Genomic DNA, 20,140 nt, shown 5'->3' with positions numbered 1-20,140 from the left:
AGTATGTTGGGAATCAGGGTCAATTCAATGCGGCCCGGCCGCGGGCAGAATGGACGCACGGTTGTGACATACATCAACAACTTACGCGAGGTGGGAAGCGCCGATGTCGCCGTGGCCGGTGGCAAGGGTGTTGGCCTGGGCGGCCTCGTCCAGGCAGGGGTGCCGGTCCCTCCAGGGTTTGTCTTGAACACCGCAGCCTATTCGGCTTTTGTGGATGCCAATCACCTTGGAGCGGGCATCCAGGAACTGGCCGCACTGTCGCCGCAAGCCACGCCCCAGGACTACGAAGACGCCTCGGAGCGGATCCGGGCCCTGTTCGCCGGCGGCACCATGCCCGCCGGGTTTGCCGACGAGCTCGGCGCGGCCTATCGAAGCCTCGGCAACGGGGACGAGGCCGTAGCTGTTCGCTCCTCTGCCACGGCCGAGGACCTCGCCTCGGCCAGCTTCGCCGGACAGCAGGAAACCTACCTCAACGTCCGCGGCGCGGAAGCCCTGGCCGTCGCGGTGAGAGATTGCTGGGCTTCCCTATGGACGGCACGTGCCATGGCCTACCGGGTCCGTGAAGGCATCGGACCGGAAGCCGTGCGCCTGGCGGTCGTAGTCCAGCAGATGGTCGAGGCGGACGCCGCCGGGGTCATGTTTACGGCCAATCCGGCCAACGGGCGGCGCGAGCAGATTGTGATCGGTGCCGCGTGGGGCCTGGGGGAGTCCGTGGTCAGCGGAACCGTCACCACGGACGACGTCATCGTCGATGCCGGGACTGAGCGGGTGCTGTCGCGGCGGACGGCAGACAAAGGCACGATGACTGTCTACGCCAACGGCGGCCAAGGAACCATGGAGCAGCCGGTGCCGGCCGCTCGCCGGAACCAGCCAGTGCTCGACGACGGGGCGGCGGCCGCGCTGGCCCGCTACGGCACCCGGATTGCCGATCATTTCGGAGTCCCGCAGGACATCGAGTGGGCACGGGCCGGCGGCGAGTTTTTCATCCTGCAGTCCCGGCCCATCACGGCACTGCCTGAACCTGCGGCTGACATCCCGGATACCTGGCCCGTGCCCTATCCGAAAGGGCTCTATTTCCGGGCGAGCATCGTGGAACAATTGCCGGACCCGCTCTCGCCGCTGTTCGCCGACCTCATTGATGGCTCGGTGACCCGGTCGCTCAAGGCCCTGATGAACGAGGCCGTCGGCAGTGAGGTCGTCAGGGACGGCGACCTTGGACTGCCCACGGTCAACGGTTACGCCTACTATTACTACCGCACCTCAGGAATGTGGCGGGTGATGGGCAAGGCGCCGGCGGCGATGCTCGCCCTGGCTCGCGGCGAGGCGCACATGGGCGTGGATGGCTGGCGGGAATTTTCGCATCCCCGCTACCGGCAAGTGATCAAGGGATGGTCGGAAAAGTCGATAGGGGAGCTCTCGGGCGGGGAACTGCTTGAGGGCGTCCGGACGTTGCTGGATGCGGGGACCGTCTACTACACGGCCGTGGAGTCAGTCATTCCGATCGCCGCGGTGAGCGAAATCTCTTTCCGGGCCTATTACGACAAACTCGTTCGGCGCCGAGGAGATCCTCCGGCCGAAACATTCCTCCTGGGCTACGACAGTGAACCGATCCGGGCGGAGAAGTCGTTGTACGACCTCGCAGGGTGGGCCCGGGAAGTTCAGGGGCTGGCCCCGGCGATCCTCAAGGAATCGACGGCGGCGCTGGCCGAGTCACAGCACACCGGGCTCCCGCCTGCCGGCATGGACCAAGCACTCTGGGAGCAATGGCATCCACGCTTCCAGGCCCACCTCGACCGGTTCGGCCACGCGGTCTACAACCTTGACTTTCTCAGCCCTCTCCCGGCCGACGATCCTGCGGCGCTGCTGGACACGGTCAAGTTTTACCTACGGGGACAGGGCAACGACCCGCACGAGCGCCAGCGCCTCTCGGCCGACCGACGGGAGGACCAAACCGAACGAATGCTTGCCCGGCTCGGGCAAAGCCGGCTCGGGCGGAACCGCCGGGCCGTATTCCTCCGTCTGCTCCGGTGGGCGCAGAAGTCCGCACCGATCCGCGAGGACGCCCTGGCCGACGTCGGGCTGGCCTGGCCCCTGATTCGGCGGATGCTGCTAGAGCTCGGACAACGGCTTGCCAGTTCCGGTGTCATCAGCCAGGCCGCCGACGTGTTCTGGCTGCGCGAGCAGGAGCTGCGGGCCGCCGTCGAGTTCGGCCTTGCCGGGGAGGGAACGATAACCGGAGCGGAAAGGCCCGTACGGGCCGAAGCTATCGAGGAACGCAAGATGCTCTGGCGCGGCCAGGCAAAGGCCGCGGCCCCCCAACTGTTACCGGAGAGCCGTTGGATGGAACGGACCTTCGGGGGGATGATGCCGGCACGCTCGCAGCAACAGCAAGGCGACATCATCAAGGGAGTCGGCGCCAGCTCAGGCCGGGTCACTGCTCCTGCCCGGGTTCTCAGCGGGCCCCAGGACTTCGCACAGATGATGCCCGGGGACGTCCTGGTCGCCCGGATCACCACGCCTGCATGGACCTCCCTCTTCGCGATGGCCTCGGCCGTGGTCACAGACGTTGGCGGCCCGCTGAGCCACAGCTCGATTGTGGCCCGGGAGTACGGCATCCCCGCGGTGCTCGGCACCGGAGTGGCCACCCAGCGCATTGCCAGCGGTCAACGGATCCGCGTCGACGGCGACGCCGGCACTGTCACGATTGAGGGGCGGCCTTCAGGGAAATAACGGCAGGTCAGCCCCCGACTGCAGCCATGATGCGCTCGCCGTTGAAGTATTCGAGCTGCCAGCCGTCAACGGGGTGATGGTGGGCCAGGTTGAGTGCAGCGTTGTCGATGCTTTCCAGGGTGCGGCCGATGGCGCGGTTAAGGCTCACCCGGAGGAGCGTGCCGTGGGCGACCACCAGGACGCGGCGGCCGCGGAACTCTTCGGCCAGTGCTTCCAGCGCGCCTAAACCGCGGGACGCTGCCTCGTCCTCGCTTTCTGCGCCCCGGAAACTGCCGGAGATGCGCAATGCGTCCAGTTCCGGGCCGGCCCGGAGGCCCTCGGCTGGTCCGAAGCGACGCTCGGTGAGCTGCGGCATGCGCCGGTCCACACTGTGCCCCAGTCCGGCGGCGATCAGGTCGGCGGTTTCCGCGGCCCGGCTCAGCGGCGAGGATACGATCGCGTCCCACTCGTAACCGGACAGGACGGCGACGGCGTCACGCGACTGGTCGCGGCCGACGTCGTTCAGGGGAATGTCAGTGGATCCTTGCAGCCGGCGCTGCGCATTCCAATCTGTCTGGCCATGGCGGATGAGAGCGAATGTCGTGAGCGGCATGTTTTCCATTCTGCCCTGCGTTCGTTCTGCCTCCCGCATCCGGGCGGGCAGTTGAGTGAGTGAACGTAGAGTGAAGGTTGGGTCAATAGGCGCCCCAAACCGCCGCACGGGACGGGGCCCGCCGTCGAGCCTTTGTACGGTGGACGCATGAAATCCCCCCTTAAGTCCCGCAGGGTCCTAACTGGCGGCCTGTTACTCGCCGTCTTTTCAACGATCCTCAGCCCCGTGGGCCCGACCCACGCCGATGGCGGCCAGAACAGTGAAAACGGTGCGGATCGGAGTGCGCACCTCAACCTTGGTGCCGCCGATCTTCCCGAGAACCGGACCGTGACGACCCTCGCCCCGGGCGTCACGTTGACCAAGATCAGCCGCGGAGGACCAGACTCTTCGCTTTTCTGGACGGCCGAGGTTGCCATCCCCTCGGACTCGCCGGATCCTGACGCACCCGCCTCAGCGCTCTCAAGCCAGGCCACCGCGCAGCGCACCGCCGATAAGCTCAAAGCCGCCGGCGTCGATGCCCGCGTCGAACAGGTCCAGTCGCCCCAGTTGGCTGATGCCGGGGGCGACCTCGGATACCGGGTCCGCGCCGGCCATCTCGCCGCACGGGCCGACGGGGCCCCGATCGTCGCGAAGATCAAGGCCGCCGGTTATGCCTCGTCCGTGATCTACTCAGGCTGGGACGGCGACGCCGGGACCAGCACGAAGACCCGCGGACCGTGGAACCTTGATGTCATCACGATCGACCCAGGGACGTACCAGGGTCAGATTGCCGCCTCGTTCGGCCCGGATCTGGAGAAGCGGGAGACCACGAGCCAACTGGCTTCCGATGCGCATGCCATCGCCGCGATCAACGCTGGCTTCTTTGTCTTCGATCCGAAGGCCGGTGCCGAAGGAGACCCCGCCGGTGTTGGTGTGTACGCAGGGAAGATCCTCAGCGAACCCGTCGCCGACCGTCCGGCCTTGGTCATTGACGGGAAGAAGAACGCCACCGGCATCCAGCGCCTGACCTGGGCCGGGAAGATCTCCTCGGGTTCCGGGGAGACGGCTTTGGACGGCATCGACCGGGTTCCCGGCCTGATCCGAAACTGCGGCGGCGCCAACGACTTGCCGACCCCGCGCGCACTCCAGGACGCCACCTGCACCAACGCGAACGAGTTCGTGACCTTCACCCCGGAGTTCGGGCTGTCCACTCCTGCCGGGGCGGGCCTTGAGGTGACGGTGGACAGCCACGAGACCGTTACTTCCATCGCAGAAACCCGCGGTTCGGCTGTTCCTGCGGGCGGACACACGGTCCAGGCGACCGGAACCGACGTCGCACGGCTCCGCGCACTGGCGCCCGTGGGCGCCAAGCTGAAGATCGACGCTGGCCTGCTCGGCGAGGATGGCAAAACCCTCCACACCAATAGGTCCACGAGCGTCTTGAACGGCGGCCCGCTGCTGGTTAAGGACGGCAGCGAAGACGTCACCGTCAAACATGACGGCATGGTCCACCCCAATGACGGAAACAGCTTCTACTACGGCTGGGTCCACAAGCGGAACCCCCGGACCTTCGCCGGGACCGATGCCCAGGGTAGAACCATGCTTGTCACCGCAGACGGACGCTCAACGGCCTCACTGGGACTGAGCTTGAAGGAAGAGGCCGACGTCGCCGTGTCGCTCGGCATGGTTCAGGCCATGAACCTGGACGGTGGCGGCTCAACAACAGCGGTTGCCGGCGGAAAAGTCCTGAACAGCCCGTCGGGCGGATCGGAACGTGCCGTCGGGGACGCCCTCCTCGTGCTCCCTGTCCGCAAAGACGAGCAGTAGAACGAAGGGGCTCAGCTCCGAGACTTCGCTACCGTTGCGCGCCGATTGTCCAGTGCTGTCACTTCGGCGACGGTGATGTGCTGGTCGTGTCCGGGTTGTTCAAGTTCGTCGATAACGGCGAGGGCGAGGTCGTCGGGTGTGATCCGGGAGTTTCCCGCGGGGTCAACGAGTAGCCGGGTGGTGCCGCGCGCGTAATTCCCGGTGGCGGGTCCTGGTTGGAAGACTGCGGCGGGGCTGAGGTAGACCCAGTTCTGGTACGGGTGGGCTCGGCATGCGCGGAGTTGTTCGACACTGGCCTGGGCGATCGACCTCCGCTCGTCGGGAACGTAGGCGGGGTCATCGGCGAGGAGCAGGTCCGATCCGTTGGGTGAGATCAGTGGGGCGGCGCCGCCGACGATCAGGACTCGGGTTCCGGTGGTCGCAGCGGCATTGAGGAACCCGAAGGTCCACAGTGCCAACTGATGCTGATTCCCTGGGGCGGGGCGGACGGTGAGGACTGCGGCGTCAGCGGCAGTGAGCACTGGCCCGAGGGTATCTGGTGCGCTTAGGTCGATGATGCTCGAGGTGAGTCGTGGACGGGCGGGAGACCGGCCGAGCCTGCGGGACCAAGCGGTCACGGTGTGCCCGCGCGTGAGGGCTTCTGTGACGATCGCGGTTCCGGCCATGCCTGTGGCGCCGAAGACGGAGATTCTCATGGTGTGCGGGGTCCTTTCCGTGCGGGTGGGGAGAGTTGCCCCGCCATGAGTGCGGTGAGGGCGAGGACGAATCCTGCGAGCTGGATGGGTGCGAGGAGTTGGCCGAGGACGAGGACTCCGAGAGCTGCGGCCACGAGTGGGGAGAGGAGCCCGAGGAGTGCGGTCGCGGTGACTGGGAGTCGGCGGATACCAGCGAACCACACCGTGTAGGCGAGAAGTCCGCCGATCAGACCAAGCCATAGGTAGCCGCTTACGGCCGCGGTGTCGATCCGTTCGGGGATGCCTTCGATAAACAGTGTGGGCGCAAGGAGGAAGAGTCCGCCTGCGGTGAGCTGCCATCCGGCGAGGCTGACCGCGGTGACGCCTTCGGGGCGGCCCCATCGTTTGGTGAGAGTGACCCCCAGGGCCATGGATGCGGCCCCGGCCAGGCCGGCGAGGACACCGATCGGGTCCAGGGCAGCGCCGGGGCCGAGAACGACCAGCCCCACGCCGATCACGCCGATCACTCCCCATCCGAGCCGCCACGGGGAGAGCCGTTCGCCGAGGACCGCGACGGCAAGGAACGCCACGATAATCGGCTGGACCGCGCCAAGTGTTGCTGCCACCCCGCCGGGTAGCCGCCCGGCGGCCAGAAACAGCAGGGGGAAGAACGCGCCGATGTTGAGGGTGCCTAGCACGAGCGTCTTCCACCACCAGTCACCCCGGGGCAGCCTCCGCGACAGCAGCAGCGCCAGAATGCCGGCGGGAAGGGCGCGCATCAATCCCGCGAACAACGGATGACCCGTCGGCAGAAGTTGGGTTGTGACGATGTAGGTGGTGCCCCATACCGCGGGTGCAAGTGCGATCAGCACCGTCAGGCCGGCCCGCCCGGACGTGAAGGTGGGCGGCGCTGGTGCTGTCCTCGTACTCATCCCTCCATGGTGCGGGGGCGCGCGTCAATGAGTCCAACACATGATTGTCATCTTATCTATCTATAGAGAAGATAGATGGATGGAGTTACAGCAGATGCGGTATGTCATCGCCGTCGCGGAAGAGGCGAGCTTCACCCGAGCCGCGTCGCGGTGCTTCGTGGTCCAGTCCGCGCTCAGCCACCAGGTCAAGGCGTTGGAGAAGGAACTCGGTGTGGCCCTGTTCGCCCGTACCAGCCGACGGGTCGAACTCACCGCGGCGGGCGAGGCGTTCCTTCCCGCGGCACGGGCCAGTCTGGACGCCGCCGAACGCGCCGCCGTCGACGCCGCAGCCGCGAACGGGCAGATCCGAGGACAACTCACCGTCGGCGTGATCCCCACCGTGACCGCCATCGATGTACCCGCGACTCTCAAACGCTTCCACTTGGCGCACCCGGAAGTCCATATCGCCCTGCGGGTCGCCGGGAGCGACGAACTGGAAGCGGCGATTGCACACGGAGACCTCGACGTCGGCCTGCTCGGTCTTCCCGCAGGCCGTGAACCACGCGGAGTGGCCTGGCGGCAATTGAGCACTGACCGGTTGGTAGCCGTGACCAGTCGTGAGCACACCCTCGCGCGCCGTCGCAGAATTCTGCTGAGCGATCTGGCAGACGAGGTCTTCGCAGATTTCCCCGCAGGCACGCCGGGGCGCGCGCAAAGCGACGGCGCCTTCACCGCAGCGGGCCTCCACCGTCATGTCGCGTTCGAAGCCATGGCTACCGATCTGATGCTCGGGCTCGTTCGCCGCAACCTCGCTATTACCCTGCTGCCTGCCCGATACGTCCGCCCCGATAGGCGAATCGCGGTGATTCCCATCACCGACGGACCCGTCCGTACCCAATACCTTGCCTGGAGCAACTTCAACCCCAGCCCAGCCACCCGAGCGCTCCTGGCGATAACTGAACTCGTGGAACCCGACCCCAACCACACCCGTGTCGGGTGACCACCTCGCGGCCGCTGCGCTGGCGAGCAAGGCGTGCGGGCGGAGCCAGGAAGCCTCGTCCGGCGTTTCAAGCTGCTGGCAAGGGCGAGCCCCAAGGTCGGATCATGGCGTGCGACAAGGGAATTCAATCCCGTTCTTCTTCGGCTCGCCTGTCGAGAAGATTTTAGCAACACGAAATTACTCGCGGCTGTACTTAGAAATAAAGACCAAGTACTGGAGGACATAGTGACACGACGCGAGGATACGCCGTCCAGCTACTTTGGCGGTGATCGGCGTCATCTCCAACGTAGACCTCGGCTAACCCAAGACGCTGACGTCGGGGAACACCTGCGAAGGGAAAACAAGACCAACGAGCACGGGAGTACCGCAATGGCCTCACAATTTAAACTCGACATTGACGCGGACGCCCGCGTGAGATTCCAACTTGTCACCGAAAATGGAGAGCTGCTGCTCATCTCCACTGCTTTTGAGGACGAGGACGCGGCAATCGCAGCGATCTGGTTTGTGCGCGAGGCCGCGGCCAACGGGCGCATCGTTGATCTCACCGGCGTGATGCCCGTAAATCACGCGCCCGGCTAGCGAATCTTGCCTCCACCCATTGCGCCGCGAAGACTCCCAGACCGAAACCTCGTCCGAAATTTCTCTTCGGTGGAGTTGCCCGCCGACCTGACCGTCCTGGCCCGCAAAGATGGATCGTCGTCTTGTTGTCGGCGCGCAATCGGTCCTGTGACCCGGAGGACATTCGGTCGTGATGCTTTTCCGGCTCGGCAGCGAGTCCTCTAGGATTGATGCTTGATGGCAGCACTTAATGAAACCTCCGATCAGCCCAAGTCCGCGCCGCAGCGCGGGCCCGTCTTTGTCGACGCATCGGGTCGGAGACTGCGTCGGGTTAAGCTCATCGGCCTCGGGGCACTCGGACTCGCGGCAGGGTATGTCATTCTCCTGCTGGTCGCTTTAGTCGGCGGGCCCAACATTGCTGCACCGTACCTGCCCCTGCCGTCGGTTCCTGCCGCTCCGGCGGACCCGGTTGCCCGTGATCTTCCGTCATCTCCAGCGGCACCGGTTTCCAATGCCGCTGGGCCCCCAACAAGCGAAGATCGGCGACTTGCGCCCGTAGCGCCGGTGGCTTTCCAGACTCCGGTGACTCCGCCGTCGCCCGTTCCTGTGGCACAACCGATCAACGGTGCGGCCACACGGCGGGCTGACCTCACGCCGCCAACCAGTCCGGGCAAGAGTGGGAACGCTCCTGGCCAGGCAACGCGCCCGTCCACGCCCGCGCACCCGTGACTGGGCGTCGCCTCAGCAAGCGAACTGCTCCGGTTGGTGTCAGGGCACATTGGTTCATCCTTGTGGCCGTCCTGTTGGCGCTTGGTGTCGCGCTTGTGGTGCAGGGATATATGCACCACCTCGGCGGGATCGGCGATGACTCCGTGCCAGCGGACGGGCCCGCAAGTTCCGTCCCGAAGTCCGTCTCCCAGGGCGGTCCGGTCATCGATTCCCGTGGCGGGACTGTCCGCACCGTTAGTCCGCCGGATCGCACTGTCGCCCTGACGTTCGACGACGGCCCGGACCCCGTGTGGACTCCCCAGATCCTTGACGTCTTGCGGAAACATCACGTCCATGCGACGTTTTTCGTGGTCGGCACGGCAGCGATAGACAACCCCGACCTCCTGCGCCGAATTACCGCCGAAGGCCATGAGATCGGCGTTCACACGCTGACCCACACTGATCTCGGAAGCGCCCCGGTTTGGCGCCAGCAGCTCGAGGTGCAGGGAGGCCAGCAAGCGATCGCCGGCATCACCGGCCATGCCTCGACGCTCCTGCGGCCGCCGTACAGCTCTGAGAGCGACGCGGTCAGGGACGGCACATGGAGAGCCATGCGCGCCGCGGCGGATCAGGGCTACCTCACCGTCCTCACCACCAAGGACAGCGAGGATTGGCGGCGGCCCGGCATCGCCGCGATCGAGCGGAACCTGGCCCCGTCCGGCCCGCAGGGCCAGATCCTCTTGATGCACGACGGCGGTGGAGACCGGGACCAGACGGTCGCCGCGCTCGACTCCGCCCTAACGACATTCGCGGACCAAGGCTTCCGGGTCACCACCGTGGGTGACGCCGTCGGGATCACAAGCATGCGGAACACATCAGCGGGGGAGCAGCTCAGCGGAACGGCGTTCGTGTGGGGGATCCGGCTCAGCGATTTTGTCATCACCGCCATTTCGTGGGCTCTCGTTGCGGCGGGAATTGTCACGGTCATCCGGGCCGTCCTCGTCGTCGCCTTCGCGGCGCGCCATAGGCGAGCCGCGCGTCGCTTCCGGGCGGCCACCAGTGGCCGCCGGCGGGTGGACATGCCGGTGCGGCCCGAAATCACCGAGCCTGTCAGCGTGATTGTCCCCGCGTACAACGAATCGGCAGGCATCGAAGCCGCGGTCCGATCCATCGTTGCCTCGACCCATCCGGTTGAGATCATTGTTGTCGACGACGGGTCGACCGACGGGACCGCCGACATCGTGGAAGCGCTTGGGCTGCCCGGCATCACTGTGATTCGGAAGGAGAACGGCGGCAAGCCGTCGGCCCTGAATGCCGGAATTGGTGCCGCCAGCCACGATCTTGTGGTGATGGTGGACGGCGACACGGTCTTCGAACCGGACACGGTCCATGCCCTCATTCAGCCTTTTGCCGATCCACGGGTGGGCGCGATTTCGGGGAACACCAAGGTAGCCAACCGCGGAGGGATCCTCGGCGCCTGGCAGCACATCGAGTACGTCGTCGGCTTTAATCTGGACCGCCGACTGTTCGATGTTGCGGAGTGCATGCCGACCGTACCCGGGGCTATCGGCGCCTTCCGGCGCGACGCCCTCCGCCGGGTTGGCGGAGTCAGCGACGACACGCTCGCCGAGGACACGGACCTGACCATGTCACTGTGCCGCGACGGTTGGCGCGTCGTGTATCAAGAGGACGCGAGGGCCTGGACCGAGGCACCCGCGAGCCTCGGCGCGCTTTGGAAGCAGCGGTACCGTTGGTGCTACGGCACGCTCCAGGCAATGTGGAAGCACCGCGGCGCGGTAGCGCAGGGGGGCCAGGCCGGCAAGCTCGGCCGGCGGGGGCTCGGCTACCTGCTGGTCCTCCAAGTGTTACTTCCCTTGTTCGCGCCTATCGTCGATATCTTTGCCGTCTACGGCCTGATATTCCTTGATCCGGTCAGGATCGCGGCGCTCTGGCTGGTCTTCCTCCTCGTTCAATTCCTCATGGCCGTCTACGCGTTCCGGCTCGACAATGAACGGCTTCGCCCGCTGTGGACGCTTCCGCTTCAGCAGTTCGTGTATCGGCAGCTCATGTATCTCGTCGTCATCCAGTCGGTGGTTACCGCCCTGGCAGGCGTGCATTTGCGGTGGCACCGAATGGAGAGGTACGGCAGCCTGCGCGTCCCGCCCGCTCCGCGGGGCCAACGGTAGCTAGGGCCGAGGCTGGGCCGCCTGCACCAAGTCTGCTTCCAGGATCGGTCTACGCCTCAACCAACCCCACGCAAGCCGCCTCCACCCGGTCCCCGGTGTGCCAGGGCCGGGCGGTTCGATCTCTTGCCGGCAGTGGATTGTGGCGCCGCGGCGCGACGGGAAGATGTGGAATCCCGGATGGGCTGGCTTGCTTTGCAGCGGGGACCGGCGGCGTTGGTGAAGGTCCGCGGACGGGTACTTCCGGGCATAGATCGGTTATCAGGCCCATTCCGGCATACTCACGCACATCATTGATGCCGCACACCGCGGCGAGCTTGTTGGGAAAGGACCTGGAGACTGCCACCACGGTTCCATCCGGCGCTTTGAGTCTGAATCTGAAGCTCGTGTCCTCGTCGATGAAGACTTCAAACATTCCGGTCATGCGTATCCTCCTGAACAGCGGGCGGCTGGTGACGCCCGGTAGGTCTCGCCGGGTCCAGGACGCGCCGTCGCGCCCCGGACGTTTGGTCCGGCAAATGGATCATCTGACTCACAGCGTGTGAGGCCCGCCACACGGTGTGGTTAACCAAAATACGGGGAAGAACCGTGGCTGGCTAGTGCAGGGTGGGGACGGGACGGTTAGCGTTGCTCGAGGATCCGGTGCGCGGCGTCCTGAGCGGCCAATGCTGCGTCGTCCACTACTTGGCCGGACAAGTGACCTGCAGCGGCGATGGCCCTGCGCAGCTCTGCCACCGTGCGTGGCGTGACTACGCCGTGGTGGGCCATTGCGTGGCAGTTGGCGCACAGCGGCACGAGGTCCGATACCGGATCCAGCCGGTAGCCGCTACCGAGTTGCGATACGGGAACCACATGGTGGACCTGGATGAAGTCCTTGCCGATATCCCCGTAGGTGACTTCGAAGGAGAAGCCGCATGCGGCACATGAGGTTCCGTGGAAAGCCAGGCAGATCCGGCGGGCTTCGGGGATTCGCTCGTAGCGGTTCACTTCAACACGGCTGACGGCTTCATCGGGGTAGGTTCCGGGAACGGTCTGGCTCGGGTCCGACGCCGTTGGTCCGTGCTCGCGCCACAGGCGCTGAAGGTCGGGTTCCAGCCCTGGGGGGATGGCCCTTCCGGAACCGCGGACCCTGTTCCAGACCACGCCGGGCGCTTCACGGGCGAGAGCGCTCGTCGGTATTTGGTCGCCGAGGGGAAGCAACGCATCGAAAGCGACGTTTACGCACCACACGGTTCTGCGCGGATCGGAGGATTCTTGCGCCTCATAGGTTTCGGACATGACCACGCCATGCCCGATGAGCCCGCGACCATGTTGGCCCTGGCCCTGCAAGAGGAGCCACGCCTGTGTTCCGGGCTGGATGTTCCGGTGCCGCCCGACGCTCCACTGGTCAAGGAATTGACCCGTGTCGGCCACCTGATCGATCACGGCATCGTAGTTCCAAGCGTTCCCAAGCCCTGGATTCCATACCAAGATGATTGCGGCCATGGGTACTCCTCCCTGCCAAAACAGGTTCCGGTCTATGCGAGCCTGGTCCGGACGATGTCGCTGACCAACTTGCCGTCGAAGCGGCCAGCCACCTTGGCTGTGACCGGCTTCATCACTGCACCCATCTGCCTGATGGTGAGCTCCAGACCATCAGCTTTCAAGGCGACGATGGTTTCGTCGACGATTGCCTCAACTTCTGTTGTGGTCAACATCTTGGGCAAGTATGCCTCGATGACTTCCGCTTCGGCGATTTCCGCGGCGGCGCGCCCGGCTTCACCGGCTTCCGTGTAGATGCGGGCTGTATCCCGGCGCTTGGCGGCTTCCTTTTGCAGCAGAGCTGTCACCTGGGTGTCGTCCAGTTGGATGGGTGTTTTGCCGGACTTCTCGCGCGTCTCGATCTCTCCAAGCACGTTGCGCACCGTGGTGAGCGCGGTCTTGTTGTGGTCCTTCATATGGACGACGACGTCAGCATGCAGGCGGTCTTTCAGGGTGCTCATTGCGATCCCTCTCCTAAGTGGTTGCTTCCATTCTTCACGAATCTGGCCCTCTAATATTGTGCCCCGGCAAATGCCCCAAGAAGGCCTGCAGAGACGTAGCATCAAGGTAGGCGGCTGCCAGGAGTGTGGCGAAATGTTTGAGAGATTTACGGACCGTGCCCGTCGCGTTGTTGTGCTTGCCCAAGAAGAGGCACGCATGCTCAACCACAACTACATCGGTACCGAGCACATCCTCTTGGGTCTGATCCAGGAGGGTGAAGGCGTTGCCGCGAAGGCGCTTGAGTCCATGAGCATTTCGCTCGAGGGCGTACGCGAGCAGGTACAGGAGATCATCGGCCAGGGCCGGCAGGCGCCGTCCGGTCACATCCCCTTTACGCCGCGCGCCAAGAAGGTACTTGAGCTCGCATTGCGGGAGGCCCTGCAGCTCGGCCACAACTACATCGGCACCGAGCACATCCTGCTGGGCCTCATCCGTGAGGGTGAAGGGGTTGCCGCGCAGGTGCTCGTCAAGCTTGGCGCGGACCTCAACCGGGTCCGCCAGCAGGTCATCCAGTTGCTCTCCGGCTACCAGGGTAAGGAACCATCCGGCACCAGCACGGGTGCCGGACCGGCCCAAGCTGAGGTCCTCCCTGCCGGTTCGGTGGTGCTGGACCAGTTCGGCCGCAACCTCACCCAGGCCGCGCGCGAAAACAAGCTCGATCCGGTGATCGGCCGCGAGCTGGAGATGGAACGCGTCATGCAGGTCCTCTCCCGCCGCACCAAGAACAACCCCGTCCTGATCGGCGAGCCCGGCGTCGGCAAGACCGCCGTCGTCGAAGGCCTCGCCCAGGCGATCGTCCGCGGGGACGTCCCCGGCACTCTCAAGGACAAGCAGCTTTACACCCTCGACTTGGGCTCCGTTGTGGCGGGTTCCCGCTACCGCGGCGACTTCGAAGAGCGGCTGAAGAAGGTCCTCAAGGAAATCCGCACCCGCGGGGACATCCTTTTGTTCATCGACGAGATCCACACCTTGGTGGGCGCCGGTGCGGCTGAGGGTGCCATCGATGCCGCGTCGATCCTCAAGCCGTTGCTGGCCCGTGGTGAACTCCAGACCATTGGGGCCACCACGCTGGATGAGTACCGCAAGCACATCGAGAAAGATGCCGCCCTGGAGCGCCGCTTCCAGCCGATCCAGGTCCAGGAGCCCTCAGTCTCCCTCACTGTTGAGATCTTGAAAGGCCTGCGTGACCGCTACGAAGCGCACCACCGCGTGACCATCACCGACGGCGCGCTGGTCGCAGCAGCGAACCTCTCGGAGCGTTATGTCTCCGATCGTTTCCTGCCGGACAAGGCGATCGACCTGATCGACGAAGCCGGTGCCCGCCTGCGCATTCGCCGCATGACCCCTCCGCCGGAACTGAAGGCCATGGATGCGCGCATCGCCGAGGTCAAGATGGAGAAGGAATCCGCCATCGACGCCCAGGACTTCGAAGGGGCCGCCTCCCTGCGCGCGAAGGAGCAGAATCTCCTCGCCGAGCGCAGAGATAAGGAACGCAAATGGAAGTCCGGCGGCATGGACGGCATGTCGGAGGTCAACGAGGAACTGATTGCCGAGGTGTTGGCGAATTCCACCGGAATCCCGGTCTTCAAGCTGACGGAGGAAGAATCCAGCCGCCTGCTCAGGATGGAGGAGGAACTGCATAAGAGAGTTATTGGCCAGAATGAGGCGATTAGCTCGGTGTCGCGGGCGATCCGCCGCACCCGTGCAGGCCTCAAAGACCCCAAGCGTCCGGGCGGTTCGTTCATCTTCGCCGGCCCCACCGGCGTCGGCAAGACCGAGCTCGCCAAGGCCCTCGCCGAATTCCTCTTCGCCGATGAAGAGGCACTCATCACGCTGGACATGTCCGAGTACTCGGAAAAGCACTCGGTCTCGAGGTTGTTCGGTGCCCCTCCGGGCTACGTCGGCTACGACGAGGGCGGGCAGCTGACCGAGAAGGTCCGCCGTCGTCCGTTCTCCGTGGTGCTGTTCGACGAAGTGGAGAAAGCGCACTCGGACCTCTTCAACTCACTGCTGCAGATCCTCGAAGACGGCCGGCTAACGGATAGCCATGGCCGCGTGGTGGACTTCAAGAACACCGTGATCATCATGACCACCAACCTGGGAACCCGCGATATTTCCAAGAGCGTGGCGACCGGCTTCCAGTCCGGCACGGACACCACCACCGGCTACAACCGCATGCGGGCACGGGTGACCGAAGAACTCAAACAGCAATTCCGCCCCGAGTTCCTCAACCGCGTTGACGACGTCATCGTCTTCCCCCAGCTGAGCCAGGAGGAGATCATCGAGATCGTGGACTTGATGATAGGCCGCCTGGAACAGCACTTGGCGGACAAGAACATGGGCATCGAGCTCACCACGGCCGCCAAGGTGCTCCTGGCCACGCGTGGCTACAACCCGGCCATGGGTGCCCGGCCTCTGCGCCGCACCATCCAGCGCGAGATCGAGGACCAGCTCTCCGAGAAGATCCTCTTCGGAGAACTGCACCCGGGCGACATTGTGGTGGTTGACGTGGAAGGCGAAGGAGACGACGCCAAGTTCACGTTCGCCGGCAATGCCAAGCCGCGCATCCCCGACGCACTGCCCGCCGCGAGCTAGCTGAAAACCGCGCCTGGCCGTCGTCGGACGGGGGTCAGTCAGACTGGATGTCCGAGGCTGGTGATCAGGCGGGCGACGGCGTCCTTGGCGGTTGGAGGCGGGCCGAACACTTCGCGTTGTCGTGAGGTATCGGCGACGTAGCGGCCGCTCTGGAACCAGTCCATCATGGCCTCAAGATCCTTGGCCATCGGGTTGATCGGGTTGAGGACGACCTGAACCTGTCTGCCGAGCAGTTGGGCGGAGATATCAGCGATCTCCTGCATGCTTACGGGCTGGTCCCAGCCGATGTCGATTCGCTGCCCCTCGACCCCGGTTGCGTCGACAGCTGCCGCAAGGTACCCAGCGAGGTCACGGGTAAGTACGAACGTCAGGGGAACGCTCGAAGACCCGAACCACGTGATCCGCCCTTCGCTGAAAGGGTCCCCGTAGCGAGTGATCTGGTCAAGGAATGCGCCCGGACGCAGCGCCACGAACGGGACCCCGAGTTCTTCAAGGCGATCCTCGGTCAGTTTCTTGTGCCAGAAGTGCGGAAGATCCGGGGTCTGGTCGCAGGTGAGGATGCTCGTCAGGACGAATCTGCGAATGCCGGCGTGGCTTGCCGCATCGACAAGGTTGATGTTGCCCACGGTGTCGATGACGGGGCTGTCGCCCTCCCGGTGCCTCGTGTATCCAGCTGCGGAGGTGATCACAGCGTCAACGCCATCCATGGCGCGCAGGAGCGACTCGGGCTCCATCATGTCGCCCCGGGCGATCGTGGCACCAAGGGCTTCAAGGCGTGTTGCGTCCGAACCCGGGCGCACCAAGGCGCGGACTTGCTTCCCTCGCGCCAACAGCTCGGACACCACCTGGCCACCCAGCATGCCGGTGCCGCCGACCGCGAGCGCTGGTCCGGAACCAGTCATTGTTGTCTCCTTAGGTCCGGGAACGCCCGCGCCGGGCGACCGCGTCGATCGTCACCGCTGCGACCAGAACCAGGGCAGTGACTACGTATTTAGCCGGCGCGCTGTAGCCCTGCAGTCCCATGCCATTATCGATCGTCGCGATCACCAGCCCGCCGAGCACTCCGTGCAGCACCTTGCCCCGCCCGCCGAACAGGCTAGTCCCGCCGATCACTGCGGCCGCCACGGCGTAAAGAACCAGCGTGCCGCCGTCGTACGACGTCGAGACGGAGCGGAGCCGCGACGCGTAGACGATTCCGCCGATACCCGCGGTGAAGGAGGCGAGCATGAAGGCGAGGGTCCGAATGCGCGCGAGGTTCACGCCTCCCCGCCGTGCGGCCTCGGCGTTGCCGCCAATAGCGTAGACGTAGCGACCGAACCGGGTGCGCCCGAGCAGCAACGTCCAAGCGGCGAGGACTCCGAGCACCACGAGGAGCACCCACGGCACCCCGCTGATTTCGACCAGGGTGCCGCGGTCGGTATTACAGAGCCAGACGAGGGCCACGCCCGCGGCAAGCACAGCTGCGATCTTCAGTGCGCTCACGCTGGCGGGCGGCGCGACGAGTCCCGTGTTGCGACGGCGGGAGTCCCGCAGCCACGTCCACGTGCTGAACGCTCCGACGACGACGAGCATGAGGATCCAGCTGGTGACCGGGCTGAGGTTGCCGCTGGCGATGTTGTTGATGACAGTGTCGTTGATGGGCACTACGCCGCCACTGCCGAGGATGATGAGCATCACGCCGAGCCAGCCGAGCTGGCCGCCGAGCGTCACGACGAATGACGGTAGCCCGAGGCGCGTGATGATGGTTCCGTGCAATACCCCGATGCCGGCGCAGCTGACCAACCCGACCGCGATAGCCGCCCACCACGGCCAGCCGGTCGACTCCTGGACGAGTTCAGCCATGATGACGCCGCCCACTCCACCGACGTACCCGATTGACAGATCGATTTCGCCGAGCAGGAGCACGAAGACCTGGCCCATCGCCAGCAGCATGAACACAGAACCCTGAATGAGCAGGTTCACCATGTTGCCGGGAGTCAGGAAGTTGGGGTTCAGCGATTGGAACAGCACAGAGATCAGCAACAGGCCCGCGAGTACCGGCAACACTCCGCTCTCGCCGCCCCGAACCCGTGCCAGCGCCGCACGGAAGTATTCAGGCAGCGATGTTGCGGTGATGTCGGGGTTCAACGCCAGTGCGGCCTTCCGCGCTGCGGCTGCGGTGGTCGGCTCGTCCTGGAGGGCAGCGGCGGTCGAGGGGAGCGGCCCCTTGAGGGCGGGTAGCGGGCGTTTCGACGGCGCAAGTTCGGGCTTTGCCCGATCGGAGAACCCCGTGGTCATCAGGTCGACCACGATCTGCCGGTCCATTTCTGTTACGGGCCGAACTTGTACGAGACGTCCGAGCCTGAGCACGGCGATGCGATCGGCAACCTCGAACACGTCGTTCATGTTGTGCGAGATGACGATGACCGCGACGCCACGGTCTGCGAGCTGGCGAATGAGGTGGAGGACAACCTCGGTCTGTGCGACGCCGAGAGCTGCCGTCGGTTCGTCCATAATGACGAGCCTCGAGTTCCACAGCACGGATTTCGCGATCGATACTGACTGGCGTTGCCCACCGGACAGCGATGCGACGGGCTGCCGGATGGAACGCACCGTGGTCACGGCCAGGCTGGCAAGCGTTTCCCTGGCCGTGACCTCCATGCTCTCCTCGTCGAGGAGAAAGTGGCGCAGCCGCTCGCGGCCGAGGAACAGGTTCTGCACGATGTCGAGGTTGTCGCACAGGGCCAGGTCCTGATACACGGTCTCGATGCCTAGCGCGGCGGCTTCGTGCGGCGAGTTCAGCCGTACGGGCTTGCTCTCCCAAAACAGCTGGCCGTCGTCGGGGGCGTGAATGCCGGCGACGCATTTGATCAATACCGATTTGCCCGCGCCGTTGTCACCGGCAAGCGCAGTCACCTTCCCGGCCGGCACCTCAAGAGTGATGTCGACCAGTGCCTGCACCGGCCCGAAATTCTTGTCGATGCCCACTAGCCGAAGCAGGGGCCCGACGTCGGCGGGGTCCGAGGTTACCAACTCACTCATGTTCCAACTACTGGATTCCTGCCGAGGTGCACGCGTCCTTCACCTGCGAGATGCACAGCAAAGAGCTCGTCACGGCGCCGTCCTTCACCACGGTGTCAGCCATGTTCTTAGTGGTCACCCACAGCGGGGTCAGCAGGACCGAGGCGACGTCGGTCTTCGCGGTGTCGTCCGTCGTCTTGCCGTTCACCAAGGTTGAGGGAATGGTCATGCCGGCCCGCAGGTAGAGTGCCGCCGCCGCGGCTGCTTGGGCCTCAAAATAGATCGGCTTGTACACCGTTCCGCACTGGTAGCCCTTCAGAATGTTCTGCAACCCGGACAGGGACGCATCCTGCCCCGTGGTGGGGAAGGTCTTGGCGGGGATTTGCTTGCTCTGCAGGTACGAAATCACCGCGTTGGCGTTGTCATCGTTGGGCGTAACCACAGCGTTGATGTTCGAGTGTGCCGTGTACTGCTGGGCGAATGTCGTCTGTGCTACCGACGGTGTCCACGTTCCGGCAGGCTCGCCTACGTTCACGTATTCGCCACTGTCGAAGTGCGGTTTGAGTATGCCGTTGTAGCCTTCGGCGAACAGTTTCGCGTTGTTATCGGTCGGGTCGCCATCCATGATGAGGATGTTCGGCTTGGTGACCTTCCAGTCTGCGATGCAACTGATTTCGCCTTGGCCGATCAGTTGACCAACCTTGACGTTGTCGAAACTGACGTAGGTGCGATCCTTCGCGCCGCCTTTGACGAGCCGGTCATAGTCGATCACCTTGACGCCACGCGAGCTGGCGGCCGCCTCGATGGCCGCGCCGGAACCCGAGTCCAGGGCATCGACCAGCAGAACGGATGCCCCGGCCGTGATATCAGCCTCGGCCTGTGTCTGCATGGTGCTTGCGCTGCCCTGCGCGTTGTCGATCTTGAACTTGCTGGAGTCGAGTCCCGCGGCTTCGAATGCCTTCTTCAGGTACGGGGCATCAAACGTCACGTACCGCGCTGAGGTGGTGGTGTCCGGCAGCAGTACGCCCACCATGCCCTTGCCCTGTGAAGCGAGCGACGTGAGTTGCTTCATCGCTGAGAAGTCCGCCGTGAACGCATCCGCTGAGATCTGCGGTACGGGTCCGCCGGAACTCGTGGCGCTTGGCGAAGGCGATGTGCTCGTACTCGAGCATGCGGCGAGTGCCGTGATGGCGAGGGTTGCAATGAAGGCGGTTCCAGCGCTTCGTGCCGGGACCTTCATGTTTAACATTTCATTCCTTCCGTTGGTTGCGACTGCAGGCGACCTGGCGGGGTCGGGCCGGAACCTGGGCGTTGGCGCCGGACACAGGTCCACGCCGGAGGCCACGGCGGTCTTCACCAAC

The 20,140-nt window shown here is 64.9% G+C and carries 16 protein-coding genes; 7 read left to right on the top strand and 9 right to left on the bottom strand.

What is annotated here, in order from left to right; translation table 11 throughout:
• Positions 1-63 precede the first annotated feature (63 nt).
• A complete protein-coding gene (locus AC3ANQ_RS12410) occupies positions 64-2,730 on the top strand; it encodes a PEP/pyruvate-binding domain-containing protein (protein ID WP_488301326.1) in 2,667 nt (888 codons plus the stop codon).
• Positions 2,731-2,737: 7 nt separating this feature from the next.
• Here the strand turns inward: AC3ANQ_RS12410 and AC3ANQ_RS12405 are convergent, their stop codons facing one another.
• Positions 2,738-3,322: a histidine phosphatase family protein gene (locus tag AC3ANQ_RS12405; protein WP_488301325.1), complete on the bottom strand. Its 585-nt coding sequence runs from the start codon at positions 3,320-3,322 to the stop codon at positions 2,738-2,740.
• A 147-nt stretch (positions 3,323-3,469) separates the two neighbouring features.
• Here AC3ANQ_RS12405 and AC3ANQ_RS12400 point away from each other — a divergent pair, with 147 nt between their 5' ends.
• Complete coding sequence (locus tag AC3ANQ_RS12400; RefSeq protein ID WP_488301324.1) at positions 3,470-5,128, top strand: phosphodiester glycosidase family protein; 1,659 nt, start codon at positions 3,470-3,472, stop codon at positions 5,126-5,128.
• An 11-nt stretch (positions 5,129-5,139) separates the two neighbouring features.
• Here the strand turns inward: AC3ANQ_RS12400 and AC3ANQ_RS12395 are convergent, their stop codons facing one another.
• On the bottom strand, positions 5,140-5,823 hold the full coding sequence (locus tag AC3ANQ_RS12395) for an NAD(P)-dependent oxidoreductase (protein ID WP_488301323.1): 684 nt from the start codon (positions 5,821-5,823) through the stop codon (positions 5,140-5,142).
• A complete protein-coding gene (locus AC3ANQ_RS12390; protein ID WP_488301322.1) occupies positions 5,820-6,734 on the bottom strand; it encodes an EamA family transporter in 915 nt (304 codons plus the stop codon). The genes AC3ANQ_RS12395 and AC3ANQ_RS12390 overlap by 4 nt, the downstream gene beginning before the upstream one ends.
• Before the next feature lie 79 nt (positions 6,735-6,813).
• Between AC3ANQ_RS12390 and AC3ANQ_RS12385 the strand changes: the two genes are divergently transcribed.
• The 4 genes from AC3ANQ_RS12385 to AC3ANQ_RS12370 all read left to right on the top strand — a co-directional run bounded on the left by AC3ANQ_RS12385 (position 6,814) and on the right by AC3ANQ_RS12370 (position 11,165).
• Complete coding sequence (locus AC3ANQ_RS12385; protein WP_488301321.1) at positions 6,814-7,713, top strand: LysR substrate-binding domain-containing protein; 900 nt, start codon at positions 6,814-6,816, stop codon at positions 7,711-7,713.
• 369 nt (positions 7,714-8,082) lie between these two features.
• Complete coding sequence (locus tag AC3ANQ_RS12380; RefSeq protein WP_488301320.1) at positions 8,083-8,292, top strand: YegP family protein; 210 nt, start codon at positions 8,083-8,085, stop codon at positions 8,290-8,292.
• 216 nt (positions 8,293-8,508) lie between these two features.
• Positions 8,509-9,000 carry a hypothetical protein gene (locus tag AC3ANQ_RS12375; RefSeq protein WP_488301319.1) on the top strand — a complete coding sequence of 164 codons (492 nt, stop codon included), beginning with the start codon at positions 8,509-8,511 and terminating at the stop codon, positions 8,998-9,000.
• A gap of 62 nt (positions 9,001-9,062) precedes the next feature.
• The gene (locus AC3ANQ_RS12370; RefSeq protein ID WP_488301318.1) at positions 9,063-11,165 is read left to right on the top strand and encodes a bifunctional polysaccharide deacetylase/glycosyltransferase family 2 protein; all 2,103 of its coding nucleotides are present in this window, start codon (positions 9,063-9,065) and stop codon (positions 11,163-11,165) included.
• A gap of 49 nt (positions 11,166-11,214) precedes the next feature.
• Here the strand turns inward: AC3ANQ_RS12370 and AC3ANQ_RS12365 are convergent, their stop codons facing one another.
• The 3 genes from AC3ANQ_RS12365 to AC3ANQ_RS12355 all read right to left on the bottom strand — a co-directional run bounded on the left by AC3ANQ_RS12365 (position 11,215) and on the right by AC3ANQ_RS12355 (position 13,144).
• Positions 11,215-11,586, bottom strand: coding sequence for a YegP family protein (locus tag AC3ANQ_RS12365; protein WP_488301317.1), 372 nt, complete (start codon positions 11,584-11,586; stop codon positions 11,215-11,217).
• A gap of 197 nt (positions 11,587-11,783) precedes the next feature.
• The gene (locus AC3ANQ_RS12360) at positions 11,784-12,647 is read right to left on the bottom strand and encodes an HNH endonuclease (RefSeq protein ID WP_488301316.1); all 864 of its coding nucleotides are present in this window, start codon (positions 12,645-12,647) and stop codon (positions 11,784-11,786) included.
• A gap of 32 nt (positions 12,648-12,679) precedes the next feature.
• Positions 12,680-13,144 (bottom strand): GatB/YqeY domain-containing protein, encoded by a 465-nt coding sequence (locus AC3ANQ_RS12355; RefSeq protein ID WP_488301315.1) that lies wholly within the window; start codon positions 13,142-13,144, stop codon positions 12,680-12,682.
• A gap of 133 nt (positions 13,145-13,277) precedes the next feature.
• On the opposite strand from AC3ANQ_RS12355, the gene AC3ANQ_RS12350 reads away from it, so the two are divergent.
• On the top strand, positions 13,278-15,779 hold the full coding sequence (locus tag AC3ANQ_RS12350) for an ATP-dependent Clp protease ATP-binding subunit (RefSeq protein ID WP_488301314.1): 2,502 nt from the start codon (positions 13,278-13,280) through the stop codon (positions 15,777-15,779).
• A gap of 38 nt (positions 15,780-15,817) precedes the next feature.
• Here the strand turns inward: AC3ANQ_RS12350 and AC3ANQ_RS12345 are convergent, their stop codons facing one another.
• From AC3ANQ_RS12345 to AC3ANQ_RS12335, 3 genes are read right to left on the bottom strand one after another with little or no spacing between them, the layout of a single operon-like run.
• The gene (locus AC3ANQ_RS12345; RefSeq protein WP_488301313.1) at positions 15,818-16,681 is read right to left on the bottom strand and encodes an SDR family oxidoreductase; all 864 of its coding nucleotides are present in this window, start codon (positions 16,679-16,681) and stop codon (positions 15,818-15,820) included.
• Positions 16,682-16,691: 10 nt separating this feature from the next.
• Positions 16,692-18,800 carry an ABC transporter permease subunit gene (locus AC3ANQ_RS12340; RefSeq protein ID WP_488301312.1) on the bottom strand — a complete coding sequence of 703 codons (2,109 nt, stop codon included), beginning with the start codon at positions 18,798-18,800 and terminating at the stop codon, positions 16,692-16,694.
• 7 nt (positions 18,801-18,807) lie between these two features.
• Positions 18,808-20,028 (bottom strand): sugar ABC transporter substrate-binding protein, encoded by a 1,221-nt coding sequence (locus AC3ANQ_RS12335; RefSeq protein ID WP_488301311.1) that lies wholly within the window; start codon positions 20,026-20,028, stop codon positions 18,808-18,810.
• Between the last annotated feature and the right edge of the window lie 112 nt (positions 20,029-20,140).

Source organism: Arthrobacter sp. DMZ02-1R (assembly GCF_057747935.1).
The sequence above is the reverse complement of the archived record's forward strand: the minus strand, read 5'-3'. Positions and strand labels throughout refer to the sequence as shown.

Coding starts and splice junctions, on each gene's coding strand:
- AC3ANQ_RS12375 (WP_488301319.1), top strand. CDS start 8,509: ATGGCAGCACTTAATGAAACCTCCGATCAGCCCAAGTCCGCGCCGCAG.
- AC3ANQ_RS12355 (WP_488301315.1), bottom strand. CDS start 13,144: ATGAGCACCCTGAAAGACCGCCTGCATGCTGACGTCGTCGTCCATATG.
- AC3ANQ_RS12385 (WP_488301321.1), top strand. CDS start 6,814: ATGGAGTTACAGCAGATGCGGTATGTCATCGCCGTCGCGGAAGAGGCG.
- AC3ANQ_RS12390 (WP_488301322.1), bottom strand. CDS start 6,734: ATGAGTACGAGGACAGCACCAGCGCCGCCCACCTTCACGTCCGGGCGG.
- AC3ANQ_RS12365 (WP_488301317.1), bottom strand. CDS start 11,586: ATGACCGGAATGTTTGAAGTCTTCATCGACGAGGACACGAGCTTCAGA.
- AC3ANQ_RS12400 (WP_488301324.1), top strand. CDS start 3,470: ATGAAATCCCCCCTTAAGTCCCGCAGGGTCCTAACTGGCGGCCTGTTA.
- AC3ANQ_RS12395 (WP_488301323.1), bottom strand. CDS start 5,823: ATGAGAATCTCCGTCTTCGGCGCCACAGGCATGGCCGGAACCGCGATC.
- AC3ANQ_RS12360 (WP_488301316.1), bottom strand. CDS start 12,647: ATGGCCGCAATCATCTTGGTATGGAATCCAGGGCTTGGGAACGCTTGG.
- AC3ANQ_RS12340 (WP_488301312.1), bottom strand. CDS start 18,800: ATGAGTGAGTTGGTAACCTCGGACCCCGCCGACGTCGGGCCCCTGCTT.
- AC3ANQ_RS12350 (WP_488301314.1), top strand. CDS start 13,278: ATGTTTGAGAGATTTACGGACCGTGCCCGTCGCGTTGTTGTGCTTGCC.
- AC3ANQ_RS12380 (WP_488301320.1), top strand. CDS start 8,083: ATGGCCTCACAATTTAAACTCGACATTGACGCGGACGCCCGCGTGAGA.
- AC3ANQ_RS12405 (WP_488301325.1), bottom strand. CDS start 3,322: ATGCCGCTCACGACATTCGCTCTCATCCGCCATGGCCAGACAGATTGG.
- AC3ANQ_RS12345 (WP_488301313.1), bottom strand. CDS start 16,681: ATGACTGGTTCCGGACCAGCGCTCGCGGTCGGCGGCACCGGCATGCTG.
- AC3ANQ_RS12335 (WP_488301311.1), bottom strand. CDS start 20,028: ATGTTAAACATGAAGGTCCCGGCACGAAGCGCTGGAACCGCCTTCATT.